The following is a 12,498-nucleotide window of genomic DNA, read 5'->3' on the forward strand; positions in this document are numbered from 1 at the left end:
ACTGGATTCCCGCTTTCGCGGGAATGACATAAAACAAAATTTGCTATATTTGTAACTTTTATTACTGGAGGCCGTGGACAATCCACGGAATGACAGGTGTGAGGAATAATTGAGTATTTCAGAAATATTTATTAAGCGTCCGGTTCTTGCTACCTTATTCATGGCGACTATTTTGCTGTTTGGAGCATTCAGCTATAAGCTATTACCGGTAAGCGTTTTACCTGACATCGATTTTCCGACTATTCAGGTTTCGGTAAGCTTGCCTGGAGCTGACCCAACCACTATGGCATCTTCAGTTGCATTACCGCTTGAAAAGCAGTTCTCGACGATATCCGATATTGATTCGATGAGTTCGGTTAACAGTAACGGCACTACTCAAATTACTTTGCAGTTTAATTTAGATCATGATATAGACGCAGCGGCACAAGACGTACAAGTAGCGACCGCACGACTTACCTACTCCACCCTCATATCGTAAAGTAAATCCTGCCGATGCACCTATATTTTATTTATCTTTAACCTCTGATACGCTCCCTTTATATACTTTATGTGGACTATTACGCTGAAACAATTATGGCTGAACGTTTATCAATGTTACCAGGTGTTGCACAGATACAAGTGTACGGCTCATAACAATATGCAGTGCGTGTACAAGTTGATCCGGTTAAGATGGCAGAAATAATCTAGGGCTTGACCAAGTATCGAATATTATCAGCTCTACTAACGTTAATTTACCGACTGGAGCTTTATACGGTAAAGATATCTACTCGCGCATTAGAGCCCCGGGCAACTACAAAATGCTAAAGAATATAATGATTTAATATTAACTTATAAAAACGGTAATCCGCTTTTTCTTAAAAATATCGGTAAAGCCATCGATAGCATAGCTCACAATAAAATAGCCGCTTGATATAGAGATAAACCTGGAGTAACACTTGCTATTCAGAAACAGCCCGATACTAACGCTATTGAAATAGTTGACTCTATAAAAGAAGAAGTATTGCCGTTACTCCGCAAACAAATCTCTGAGGGTGTTAATATTAATATCATGTTTGATAGGTTCATGTTTGATAGGTCAATTTCTATCAGAGCATCGGTACATGACGCCAATTTTACGATGCTACTCGCTTTAATACTTGTAGTAATTGCTATATTTCTCTTTCTGCATAATTTACGATCCGTGATTATTCCGACTATTGCTCTTCCTTGATCGATTGTCGGTACTTTTACCTTTATATATCTATTCGGTTATAGCATCGATAATATGTCTTTAATGGCTCTAACGCTTGCAATGGGATTTGTAGTAGACGATTCAATAGTAGTGCTTGAAAATATCACACGACATATGGAAAAAGGCGAGAATAAAATAGAGCATGTATTAATGGTACTAAAGAAAAATATGATTTACTATCGTCTCAATGACGCTATCACTAATGGCAGTATTCATACCGCCATTATTTATGAGCGGAATTTTAGGGCAATTACTACATGAACTTGCTGTTGTTATTACTACCGCTATTTTACTTTCGGGAGTTATCTCGATAACCGTAACTCCAAGAGGAAAAGACTACGTCTGTCATCCCGCGACTTGACCGCGGGATCCAAGAAAATATAAAAAACTTTTAATATGGATACCGCGGTCAAGCCGCGGTATGACAATGAGAAGGGTAATGACGGTCTACCACTAACCGAACGTGCCTTTGAATATGTCAAACAAAAATATGGTAGCAGTCTAAAAACGGTAGTAGAGCATTCAAAAACTACTATGCTTATATTTCTCTTAGTCATCATCGCAACGGCTTATTTATTCGGGAAAATCTGTAAAGGCTTTATGCCTGATTCCGATATGGGGCAAATCTTAGTTTTTACCGAAGCCGCCCAAACTATTGCTTTTGATGCGATGGTAAAAGAACAGCAGCAAGTAAGCAATGTATTACTTAAAAACCCTAACATAGATTCATTCTTTTCGGCCTCAGGTGTTTCGGGTAGAAACTCTGCCCGTTAACCAAGGTACGATTTTTATTAGCTTAAAACCAAGAAATCAAAGAATAGGAGCTGATGCAGTTATAGACCAGTTACGCTCAAAACTAGATCATCTAGTAGGTTTAAGAGTATATATTCAAAACGTACCGACTATTACGATTGGCGGAAAAGCAACCAAAAGCCAATATCAATATACTATGCAAGGACTCGATCAAGATGAACTATTTAACTTTATACCGAAATTAAAAGACAATCTTGCACGGATGCCAAGTTTTATTGACGTAACTTCGGACTTACAAATAGCACAGCCACAAACTTTAGTGCAGATTGATAGATATAAGGCTGCAATGGTATATCAGTCAAACAAATACAAGAATATTCTATATGCAGCTTACGGTGCTGAGCAGATTTCAACATGATATACCCCAACAGCTCAATATGACATTATTTTAGAGCTAGACCTTTAATATCAAACAGATTCATCAATGTTATCTTTAGTCAATATTAACTCTGCAAGCGGCAATTTAGTACCGATAACTACCCTCACTAAAATTGTTAATATTGTTGATCTGCTTAGTATTTTATATTTCGAGCAATTACCTTCGGTTACAGTATCATTGAACCTACAAGACGGGTATTCAATTAGTGATGCCGTTCCAAAAGTTAATCAGGCAATAAGAGACTTACAAATTCCAGCTACGATTACCGGAAGCTTTCAAGGAACGGCTCAGGCATTTCAGTCGTCTTTTGCCGATCTTGGCTTATTGCTTGGACTTGCCGTTATAGTTATTTACATTATCCTTGGCATATTATATGAGAGTTTTGTGCATCCTATAACCATACTTTCAGAGCTCTCTACCGCTATATTTGAAGCATTACTCACTCTACTAATATTTAATAGCGAACTTGATATGTAAGTATTTGTCGGGCTTATAATGCTAATCGGTATCGTTAAGAAAAATGCTATCATGATTATCGATTTTGCTTTGGAACTTGAACGTACCGGCAATAAATCTTCGCATGAAGCGATTTATGAAGCATGTATAATAAGATTCAGACCGATTATGATGACTACCCTAGCCGCATTAATGGGAGCTATTCCTATTGCCCTTGGAGTCGTAACTACTGGTGCTGAGAGAAGGTCTCTAGGACTTGCCGTAGTCGGTGGGTTACTCACATCGCAACTACTTACTCTTTATATTACGCCGATAATCTTCTTGTATTTGGAATCAGCTAAGAAATGGCTCAAAAATAGCAATTATAAAACTGAAATTAGAACCTATCCGGAATTAAATTGGAAAGATTAACATTAGACTTCTTGCATAACGTAGTTCATAAAGAGGTATTTGAAGGAAATACGAAGCACAGAACTGCAGCGTACACTATAGTACATAAGGATGAGGGGCTAGGATTGACGTACAAATTACCTTTAGAAACAAGTTATGCCATAAGTCTAATGTTGTATGGCTCGAGAAACTCGTTCAGTATCATACCGTGGCTTGACCAAGATATCTAGAAAAATAACTACAAATACTAAAAAATATTAGTATTTTAACTAGATCCCATGGACAAGCCATAGGGTGACAGCGTTATCAAGCTTGTTCAGTATTCGACGTCGTGTTCTCTTCTCAGGCAACCGTAATTTCATCACTATCATAATTAAATGTATCCATTGTAGAGGGCTAGACGGTACAGGAGATTTGCTTGCGAGCTTAGCAGACTCTTCTTCTAAATAATTTCTTACTACTCGTTTACCAAGCAATTCCATAGCATCATTTTTATTACTCTCTTTTATATATGCTTCAGGAATATATGCCCTAATATATTCCATATCAGATGCGTTTTTTAATAAATAAGGTGATACAAATTCTAATATGTCCTTACCGCTTCTTTTATAATGAGTAAACAACACAAATGCCGTAGTCATTTAATTTATTACAAAATTCTTGTGTTTTATCTGTCAAATGTTGTTTTACAGATTCTACAGCTTTTAAAGCATATAATACTGCGCCCTTGTTGCTAGAAACATCATCAGCCATCCCGTAAGCTTTTTCAAGCTCTTGATCTTTAAAATGTAATTTTTGTTAATTCTTTTATTTCAGCAACAATAGGATTTTGAAGACCTTTTATAGAGGTAAGACTAGAAGTACTTGCTGAGAGTTGACTTTTCATAATATACCTATTAATAAATTTAACATATTTCTATATTAAAATATTAATGTTTATTAAGATTATTATTTATTAATAAATAATAATCTTACTTAAAAAAAATAATAAACCTATTGATAGTGATAAATATATGACATATATTATATCGAACAAGCATTACTAACGTCATCATCATCTTCACGGATAAATTTTTGCTTTACCTTAGAATTGTTATTATACGGCTTACTATTTTTTACTGGTGGATAATTTACAGGTTCATAATTTGTAACGGGCGGTGCATAATTTTGGTTTACCGTAGCATTTGGACAAGTATATTTTGATATATCACGCTTAGTTTCTCTAAGCATTGCTTTTATCTGATTTAATTCCTCTTGCATCTTTTTTTCTTTATCGCTATCATCTTTTCTAGCCTTTTTATTTGCTCTACTTAAAGTCATATCATCATCGGATTCAGCGAAGCCGGATTCTGCTTTTTGCCTTGCTATATCCCTTTTAATCATCTTAAGATACATTTCACGATTTCTCTTTACAGGATCAATTCTCTCTCCTCTTAAAGGACTATCGCTATCATAGTCATCATCATCGTCGTTATCATAATCAAGATTATCTTCTATAATATTCTTTTTAGCTAAAGTAATATATTTATTATTATATACTGGTTTTCTTTTGCCGCCTTTAGCACCTTTATTATCAACCAATCTATTATTTGCGGATCTTTGAAAATAGCTTCTAAAATTATCAGTACAAGCTGAAAGTAAAAACATTCCTAAAAATAATATTATAATTTTTTTTAACATATATTTATATTATTCCAAAATTTTTATTATGATTAATGCCACATAATAGCCAAGTTTGCAAGGATAAAGAACCGAACCGCTGTGCACTTAATTAAATTATTGTTATTCTGAGATATTTTTGGTATTGTTGCGTGCCTTACTGTCATCCTGTGGCTTGACCACGGGATCCAGTCTTTTTTATTTTTTTCTGGACCCCGGGGTCAAGCCACGGGGTGACAAATCACTCCTTCTATTAAATCACTTAACAACACATGCCCTTCTTTTCTTCTTTTTAATAAATTTTGTGAAGCATCTTCTAATATCTTGGGATTACTTATCAAATCGAGTATTTTATCTGCTAATTTGCCTGCAGAAATATCACTCTGCTCTAAACACCATCCTGCTTTTTTATCTTCCAATAATTTTGCATTGTAATATTGATGATTATCCGCAGCACTAGGCAGTGGAATAAAGATTGCCGGCAACCCTATATAGGTCAATTCTTCTATAGTAGATGCTCCTGCTCTTGCAATCACTACATTGGCTTCTTTATATTGCAATGCCATATTATCAAAAAATTCGGCAAATTCATAATTAATGTTTAATTTCGAGTATATATCTTTTATTTTTACTTGATCATCTAATGCGGCTTGCTGGATTATATTTAATTTAAGATTTGGTTGTTTTTGCATCAAAATGTGGATACTTGCAGGTATCAGCTCTGAAAATAACGTAGCTCCTTGACTACCGCCAAAGATGAATATAGTAAAAAGCTTGTCATTCCGTGTCTTGACCACGGAATCCAGTCTTTTTTTTATTTTTTTGGACCCTGTGATCAAGCCACGGGGTGACACTGAGTACACTACAGACTCCAATTCCCTAATATTCTCCCTAACTATCCCACCAGTAACTACTATTTTACTTTTTGCAAATTCCGGTAAATTTTTTACGTCTTCATAAGAAATAGCTATCTTTTTAGCAAAGCTTGCAAAAAATTTATTAACTTTCCCGAGGTAAGAATTTTGTTCATGAATTATAATCGGTACTCTTAAAAAAACTGCCGCAAACATCGAAGATATAACAGGATAACTGCCAAATCCTATAATAGCTGAAGACCTGATATTATATAATAATTTAATAGCTTTTAAGATCGCAATTGATAAGTTTGGTAAAAATAAAAAAATATTACTTGAGCGTTTTAAATCTAAGATATGAAAAATTAACCCCATATTCTGATTTATATATTTTTGGCATCTTAAATCAGTAATAAAATGAACTTCATATCCACGTTTCACTAATTCTTCCCCAAGAGCAACAGCCGGAAAAAAATGCCCGCCCGTACCACCTGCTACTAAAATTATTTTTTTCATATTTCAACATTACGAATTTTGTACGAATTTAAAGGAGTTCGGTGTCTTGTAAAGCCAAGAAGCATACCGGTAGCGATAGCTATTGCAAGCGTTGCAGAACCACCGTAACTAATAAACGGCAATGTCATACCTTTAGTAGGTAATAAATGCAAAGTTACGCCCATATTAATTATTGCCTGAAGCCCTAATTGTGCAATTATACCGCTAGCAGCGAATTGTACAAATTTATCTGTTTCGTTTAATAATTTAATAAGACTTCTTAATACTATAAAAGCAAATATACCTATAACAATAAGGCAAATAATAGCTCCAAACTCCTCACCTGCTACAGCAAAAATAAAATCTGTATGTGAGTCAGGTAGTACCTGCTTTACTGCTCCCTCTCCTGGACCGCGTCCATATAAACCGCCATGCTCAAAAGCCTTAAGAGACTTACTAACTTGATAATTCTCGCTACTATCAGGATCTAAAAATGAATTAATTCTTTGCGTTACGTGAGGTAACCAAAAATAAGCAATAGTTACTCCTATCATTCCTAAAAAACCGGCTAGCACAATCCAAAATATCGGCATACCCGCAATAAATAGCTGAATACCGAAAACTGCCGTGATCATTACAAGCATTCCAAAATCCGGCTGAATCATTAAGAGAATAGCAACAATAGAATAAAATATTACACAAATTGTAAAACTTGGAAAATCATCATTAAATTTCATCGACAATATCCAGCCCGTAACAACTGCAAAAAATGGTTTGATAAATTCCGAAGGTTGAATAGATAGACCTAGAATATTAATCCATCGCACTGCTCCTTTTACTTCATAGCCAAAAAATTTAACTGCTATTAATAAAACTATACTAGCAATAAACCCAATTATTGCAAAACGCCTTAACCATTTTTTATTAAGACATGAAAATAATAATATAAGACCTGAAGCAGCAGCTAAATAAAATATTTGTCTAGATGCAAAATAACTTTCTTCAAGCCCTATTCTACTTGCTACTGCCGAACCTGAGGTAGTAACAAGCATTAGACTAAAAGCAAATAAGATAATTAAAGAAATTATTATTTGCCTATCGGTACTCCGCCACCATAATTTTATAAAATTATTAGATATTTCGTTATTCATGACTATATTTATGTTATTGCATGGATCGGAAAACATGCTCGATGTCATGCCGTGATCAAGCCTATAGTACCGGACATTTTTCGTTTTATGTCATTCCCGCGGAGGCGGGAATCCAGTTAAATCAAGCTTCAAGAAGCTTTATTTGCAAAAACTATCTAATAAAAAATCTTTAAAATTAAAGATTTTTTAGTCTGGCTCCCCGCTTTCGCAGGGATGACATCGAAAATTTTTTAACAACCGTCCGGTACTATGAGTCAAGCCACGGGTGATAGTATACTACACAACTTTATAAACAACTCGCCACGCTCTGCAAAATTTTTAAACTGATCATACGAGCTACAACTAGGTGCTAACAAGATATTTTTCACCTCCGCATTATCACCTACTGCATCCTTATAAGCAAGATCGAAAGCCTGCTCAAGATTATCACATATTACAAAATCTACTATATTCTTAGCAGTATTTGCAAATATTTCTTTAGCTTGACCATAAAAATAAGCTTTCTTAATTTTACTGAAATACGGCTTTATGCCTTCAATACCGCCCTCTTTAGGGATTCCTCCCGCAAGCCAGTAAATATTATCAAGTGCTTTAATTGATTGTACGGCAGATATAGCATTTGTCGCTTTACTATCATTGTAAAAACTTATATTATTTATACTACCGATATATTGCATTCTATGAGGTAAACTTTGAAAACTACTTATAGACTCAAGTATTTTTTTAGGTTCTACTCCTATTATTTTAGCTACTGCATAACTTGCAGCGATATTCTCATAATTATGAGTGCCTTGCAAATTTTTATTAAAAGGTACAGTATAATTCAGAAAACTTGATACAAGCGAATTTTGTAGGTCTCGCCTGTGCTCATGTATTTTTATACGCTCCGCAGGCTCGCCTTGCAATGCATCTTGTCTGAAGCTTTCTGAATTATACTGGCATTCAAAACTTATATTATCAAAAAAATTATCGTTAATTTTATCATCAACTACCGAAATGCCATTTTCAAGAATTTTAGTAACCGAAAAAGGAATTAGTTTTATACGTTGCTCCTGCTGCAATGTTATAAAAATTTCACGACAATAATCATTATCAATATTAATTACTGCATAACTATCTTTATCCATTCGATCAAAAATCTTCGATTTTGCTGCAATATAGCCGTTCATATCCTGATGTCTGTCTAAATGGTCGGGAGTTATATTAAGAAGCACTGCTATTTTAGCTGTAAAGATTTTTACTAGATCTAGCTGAAAAGAAGACAATTCAAGTACATATCCGTCCTTACTTGCTTTAGCTTGCAAAGCAGGAACTCCAATATTACCGGCAACCGTATAATCTAAACCACTACTATTTAAGATATGGCTTATTAAAGCAGTAGTAGTACTTTTACCGTTTGTACCAGTTATGGCGATAAAGTTTAAATTTTTTGATTTTTCAAATAATAAATCTATATCGGAAGTGATTGGAATATTAAAATTTTTTGCAATACCTACTATCTTATGTGTTAAAGGAATTCCAGGGCTTAAGACAATTGTATCTAAATTTTGCCATCTTAAATCAGATAAAGCAACAATAGCAATTTTACTATATAATTTTTCAAATATATCTCTATTTGCTTTTAAATCGTCATAAATAATTACTTCACATTTACCTTGCAGCTCTTCATAAACCGACATACCGGTTTTACCAAGCCCAAAAACACCTATTTTTTGTTTTGTATTAGAATTCATGAATTTGTAATTGAGAGGGTGAGCGAAAAATTGTTATCCCGTGGATGGGCTACGGGATAACACAATTCTTAATCCATATCCTGCATTAAAGCTTGTTCACCTTCATTAAATTCACCTTGTCCTTTTACATTACTGTAAGTTGTTTTACTATTCCCAGGATCTGGTAAATAATAATGGGGAGGCACTTCCAGTGCTTTAGCACGCTGTACTTGATACTCATTAGGTCCGGCTGTTGATATACCTACGGTTTCTTTTAACTTTTTACTACAAGCAGAAGTAATTAATAAAACAGTCAATAATAAAAAAATCTTTTTCACTTAAACACCTTTAATTTAAATTATATTTTATCGTTACCGCCCTTATCGGTGTTACGAATTTTTTCAGCCATAGCTTCAATTTGAGCATTATCATAATTCCCTTTAACCTTTTCTTCAATAACTTTTTTAGTACTATAATAATCTTCTATTAAGCTAATTACTCCTATTGTAATAAAGCAATCAGCTAAATTAAATACGGGGAAGCTATAATTCTGATAATAGAAATGAATGAAGTCAAAGACCGCCCCTCTAAAAAACCTATCAATTAGATTACCGACAGCCCCACCAATGACAAAACTATAACCGGCAAAACTCCCTATTGTTTTTGAACGTATCATCAAATAATATAAATAACAGATAATAAGCGTGTTCGTTATTAAAAAAATAGCATTACTATACTGATAATATTCACGCATTAGACCAAAACTAATACCGTAATTCCAAGTATAAACCATATTTAAGAAAGAAGTGACCTTGAGCATTAAGCCTGGTTTCCATCTCAAATTATCAATAAACCACCATTTACTTAACTGATCAATAATTACTAAGGTTATTATTATACGACTACTACGAGCAAATGTTAGATATAGTTTTTTTAGGAGTAGGAACATAGATGTTTATGAAATATTAAATGTATAGGACTAAGTTATGCAAATCGTCATTGCGAGTAGGCATTGTTACGTGGACCAAAAAATCCATTCGGTGTCATACCGTGGCTTGACCACGGGATCCAAAATACTAATAATTTTAGTATTTTGGATCCCGCTATCAAGTCGCGGAATGACAATAGAAAACTGATCCATGCAACAATGCCACGCGGGAATGACATAAAACTATCCATACAACAACGCCTTCAGTCGCTCGCAATGACGGCTATCCTATAATGAAATCTCTGCTGCTTTATCAGTTTACAACTCCTTATCAAGCTTAACATTTAAAATTTTTATTTCTTTTTTCAATTGTTTGAATTTCTCTAAATTTCTTCCGTTTAATTCTACACTAGGTGTTGTTTTAACCGACATAGGATTAACATGTTTGCCGTCAATTTTAACTTCATAATGCAAATGTGGTCCGCTAGCTCTACCGGTACTCCCAACATATGCTATAACCTGCCCCTGTTTTACTATGCTTCCCACTTTTAAATTTTTTGCAAAATTTGAAGCATGAGCATAAGCAGTAGATAACGTACCACTATGTTTTACCTGAATAAATTTTCCATAACCCGACTTCCAACCTATCTCCGTTATAACTCCGTTTCCTGCGGAATATATAGGCGTACCGGTTGGAGCTGCAAAGTCAATTCCCTTATGCATTTTAGTATAACCGAGTATCGGATGTTTTCTATTACCGTAATGTGAAGAAACTTTTATAACTTTTAGCGGAGTTTTAAGTAAGCTTCTTTTTACGCTTTTACCATCTTCGGAAAAAAATGCATGATTATTTGCATTATTGTCATGGGAATAACGATATATATTATATTCTTTTCCTGAAAGATTTAATGAAACATACAGGATTTTACCGTGGTGAGAAAATTTACCGTCTTCCGTTACGTATTGTTCCGTTATTACGGTTGCGGTATCACCACTTTTTATTTGACGTTGAAAATCGATTTGATAGGCATAAGCATTAATCAGCTCTATTATGCTATTATTTGATAAACCCAATTTTTTAAGAGCTGACATAAAATTTGATTCAATATTTACCGATGATTTAGCAATTTTTTTAGTTAAAGGTACTATGATTTCTTCAACTTTGAAATTATCGTTTTCTCTTATTACTTCAATGGTCTTGAGCTTATCAACAATTATAATGATTTTATTTAAGAATGTTACCTCTGAGGTTAAATCTTCATGCTCGTTTTCAGTAATTTTTGTTTCATATTCAAAAGTAATTTGCTGCCCTATTTTAAGAGCAGAGGATAATTTTCCCTCTTTTATTAAACTTACAATTTTTTCTATTTCATTTTTAGGGATATGTTGTGCTATTAAAATTGACTTTATAGTATCGCCTTTTTTTACTACTACTTCTTTAAATGAAATTGTTTCTTCTTCACCACTATCAGGTTGTACTAAAGTTATGGATAAAGTGTCGTTAACATAATTATTAACGGCACAAGAGACGAAAAAAACTAATCCTATAAATAATAATAAGGACGAAGAGATGAGGATTTTCCTAAGACGTGCACTAATAAAAGATGACGGTAATATGCCATTAAAATCATAAGATAGTGCGGTATCATTCATTAAAATTGCTCTGAAGATTATTTGAATCAATTTTTCATTACTAATAATAATATGAATTATATACAAACAAATTACAATAGACAATTGTAAAATTTTGTTTTATTTCTGCTTTATAATTAAATTCTTTATATCAGTTAATCTTCATTAACTTATATTAGGAAGATTATGCCTAGACTTTATCTTATTTTATTAATTTTTATAAATCTTATATCCTGTTCATCTAACCATAATACTGTCAAACCTCCCAAAATAGAATATTATGAGAATATTTCTTTAAATAAAAACTGCCCTATCAATAGTGAAATAGTGCTAGTAGGCGGTTGTTTTGATTTATTACATTACAGTCATATAGAATTTCTACGCAAAGCTAAACAACAAGCTAAATACTTAATAGTCGCTTTAGAGCCTGACGAAACAATTATTAAATATAAAAAACGTCAACCTATACATAATCAATTACAACGAGCAAAAATTTTAAGTTCTTTCACATTTGTTGATAAAGTACTTATATTACCTACACTAAAAGACTTTAATGATTACGCCCGCTTAGTACAAAATATTTGTCCTTCTGTAATCGCTGTAACAAAGCACGATCCTCAGTTAATAAATAAACAAATTCAAGCAAAATTAATAAATGCGAAAGTAATAGACGTTATTGACTTACTGCAACATCCTAATATAGGTACACTTTCTAGCTCAAAGATTATTAAAAATATGTAGTTTTTACAAAAATTTATCGATTTTTACTTTAATAAAACTATATATACATTTATATTT

The 12,498-nt window shown here is 33.4% G+C and carries 13 protein-coding genes and 3 pseudogenes; 6 read left to right on the plus strand and 10 right to left on the minus strand.

Annotated elements, in window-relative coordinates; translation table 11 throughout:
• Positions 1–109: 109 nt before the first annotated feature.
• From ACKTSD_RS04850 to ACKTSD_RS04875, 5 genes and pseudogenes are all read left to right on the plus strand, one after another.
• Complete coding sequence (locus ACKTSD_RS04850; RefSeq protein ID WP_412708240.1) at positions 110–478, plus strand: efflux RND transporter permease subunit; 369 nt, start codon at positions 110–112, stop codon at positions 476–478.
• Between the two features lie 495 nt (positions 479–973).
• Positions 974–1,492: pseudogene (locus ACKTSD_RS04855) on the plus strand (efflux RND transporter permease subunit).
• On the plus strand, positions 1,419–1,592 hold the full coding sequence (locus ACKTSD_RS04860; protein WP_412708241.1) for an efflux RND transporter permease subunit: 174 nt from the start codon (positions 1,419–1,421) through the stop codon (positions 1,590–1,592). The pseudogene ACKTSD_RS04855 and the gene ACKTSD_RS04860 overlap by 74 nt, the downstream one beginning before the upstream one ends.
• 77 nt (positions 1,593–1,669) lie before the next feature.
• Positions 1,670–2,005, plus strand: a pseudogene (locus ACKTSD_RS04870) (efflux RND transporter permease subunit); the annotation flags it as partial.
• Positions 1,929–3,290 (plus strand): annotated as a pseudogene (locus ACKTSD_RS04875) (efflux RND transporter permease subunit). The pseudogenes ACKTSD_RS04870 and ACKTSD_RS04875, both read left to right, overlap by 77 nt.
• A 248-nt stretch (positions 3,291–3,538) precedes the next feature.
• Here the strand turns inward: ACKTSD_RS04875 and ACKTSD_RS04885 are convergent.
• The 10 genes from ACKTSD_RS04885 to ACKTSD_RS04930 form a co-directional block, all read right to left on the minus strand.
• On the minus strand, positions 3,539–3,910 hold the full coding sequence (locus ACKTSD_RS04885; protein ID WP_412708242.1) for a hypothetical protein: 372 nt from the start codon (positions 3,908–3,910) through the stop codon (positions 3,539–3,541).
• On the minus strand, positions 3,876–4,022 hold the full coding sequence (locus tag ACKTSD_RS04890) for a hypothetical protein (RefSeq protein ID WP_412708243.1): 147 nt from the start codon (positions 4,020–4,022) through the stop codon (positions 3,876–3,878). The genes ACKTSD_RS04885 and ACKTSD_RS04890 overlap by 35 nt, the downstream gene beginning before the upstream one ends.
• 270 nt (positions 4,023–4,292) lie before the next feature.
• A complete protein-coding gene (locus ACKTSD_RS04895; protein ID WP_412708244.1) occupies positions 4,293–4,949 on the minus strand; it encodes a hypothetical protein in 657 nt (218 codons plus the stop codon).
• A 200-nt stretch (positions 4,950–5,149) separates the two neighbouring features.
• A complete protein-coding gene (murG, locus tag ACKTSD_RS04900; protein ID WP_412708245.1) occupies positions 5,150–6,298 on the minus strand; it encodes an undecaprenyldiphospho-muramoylpentapeptide beta-N-acetylglucosaminyltransferase in 1,149 nt (382 codons plus the stop codon).
• Positions 6,295–7,428 (minus strand): putative lipid II flippase FtsW, encoded by a 1,134-nt coding sequence (gene ftsW, locus ACKTSD_RS04905; RefSeq protein ID WP_412708246.1) that lies wholly within the window; start codon positions 7,426–7,428, stop codon positions 6,295–6,297. Before ftsW ends, murG begins: the two co-directional genes overlap by 4 nt.
• 254 nt (positions 7,429–7,682) lie before the next feature.
• Positions 7,683–9,161, minus strand: coding sequence for a UDP-N-acetylmuramoyl-L-alanine--D-glutamate ligase (murD, locus tag ACKTSD_RS04910; protein ID WP_412708247.1), 1,479 nt, complete (start codon positions 9,159–9,161; stop codon positions 7,683–7,685).
• A 68-nt stretch (positions 9,162–9,229) separates the two neighbouring features.
• Positions 9,230–9,478, minus strand: coding sequence for a membrane lipoprotein lipid attachment site-containing protein (locus ACKTSD_RS04915; RefSeq protein WP_014412820.1), 249 nt, complete (start codon positions 9,476–9,478; stop codon positions 9,230–9,232).
• A 20-nt stretch (positions 9,479–9,498) separates the two neighbouring features.
• Complete coding sequence (gene lspA, locus ACKTSD_RS04920) at positions 9,499–10,089, minus strand: signal peptidase II (protein ID WP_412708248.1); 591 nt, start codon at positions 10,087–10,089, stop codon at positions 9,499–9,501.
• 47 nt (positions 10,090–10,136) lie between these two features.
• Positions 10,137–10,307 (minus strand): hypothetical protein, encoded by a 171-nt coding sequence (locus ACKTSD_RS04925; RefSeq protein WP_456237201.1) that lies wholly within the window; start codon positions 10,305–10,307, stop codon positions 10,137–10,139.
• A 79-nt stretch (positions 10,308–10,386) separates the two neighbouring features.
• Positions 10,387–11,721, minus strand: a complete 1,335-nt coding sequence (locus tag ACKTSD_RS04930) for a M23 family metallopeptidase (protein ID WP_412708250.1) — start codon at positions 11,719–11,721, stop codon at positions 10,387–10,389.
• 207 nt (positions 11,722–11,928) lie between these two features.
• Here ACKTSD_RS04930 and ACKTSD_RS04935 point away from each other — a divergent pair, with 207 nt between their 5' ends.
• Complete coding sequence (locus ACKTSD_RS04935; protein WP_412708326.1) at positions 11,929–12,441, plus strand: FAD synthase family protein; 513 nt, start codon at positions 11,929–11,931, stop codon at positions 12,439–12,441.
• Positions 12,442–12,498: the final 57 nt, after the last annotated feature.

Origin of the sequence: Candidatus Rickettsia kedanie, assembly GCF_045865205.1 — a bacterium.
Lineage (GTDB): Bacteria > Pseudomonadota > Alphaproteobacteria > Rickettsiales > Rickettsiaceae > Rickettsia > Rickettsia australis.

Coding starts and splice junctions, on each gene's coding strand:
- ACKTSD_RS04925 (WP_456237201.1), bottom strand. CDS start 10,307: ATGTCATTCCCGCGTGGCATTGTTGCATGGATCAGTTTTCTATTGTCA.
- ftsW (WP_412708246.1), bottom strand. CDS start 7,428: ATGAATAACGAAATATCTAATAATTTTATAAAATTATGGTGGCGGAGT.
- ACKTSD_RS04930 (WP_412708250.1), bottom strand. CDS start 11,721: ATGAATGATACCGCACTATCTTATGATTTTAATGGCATATTACCGTCA.
- ACKTSD_RS04885 (WP_412708242.1), bottom strand. CDS start 3,910: ATGACTACGGCATTTGTGTTGTTTACTCATTATAAAAGAAGCGGTAAG.
- murG (WP_412708245.1), bottom strand. CDS start 6,298: ATGAAAAAAATAATTTTAGTAGCAGGTGGTACGGGCGGGCATTTTTTT.
- ACKTSD_RS04890 (WP_412708243.1), bottom strand. CDS start 4,022: ATGGCTGATGATGTTTCTAGCAACAAGGGCGCAGTATTATATGCTTTA.
- lspA (WP_412708248.1), bottom strand. CDS start 10,089: ATGTTCCTACTCCTAAAAAAACTATATCTAACATTTGCTCGTAGTAGT.
- ACKTSD_RS04860 (WP_412708241.1), top strand. CDS start 1,419: ATGACGCTATCACTAATGGCAGTATTCATACCGCCATTATTTATGAGC.
- ACKTSD_RS04895 (WP_412708244.1), bottom strand. CDS start 4,949: ATGTTAAAAAAAATTATAATATTATTTTTAGGAATGTTTTTACTTTCA.
- murD (WP_412708247.1), bottom strand. CDS start 9,161: ATGAATTCTAATACAAAACAAAAAATAGGTGTTTTTGGGCTTGGTAAA.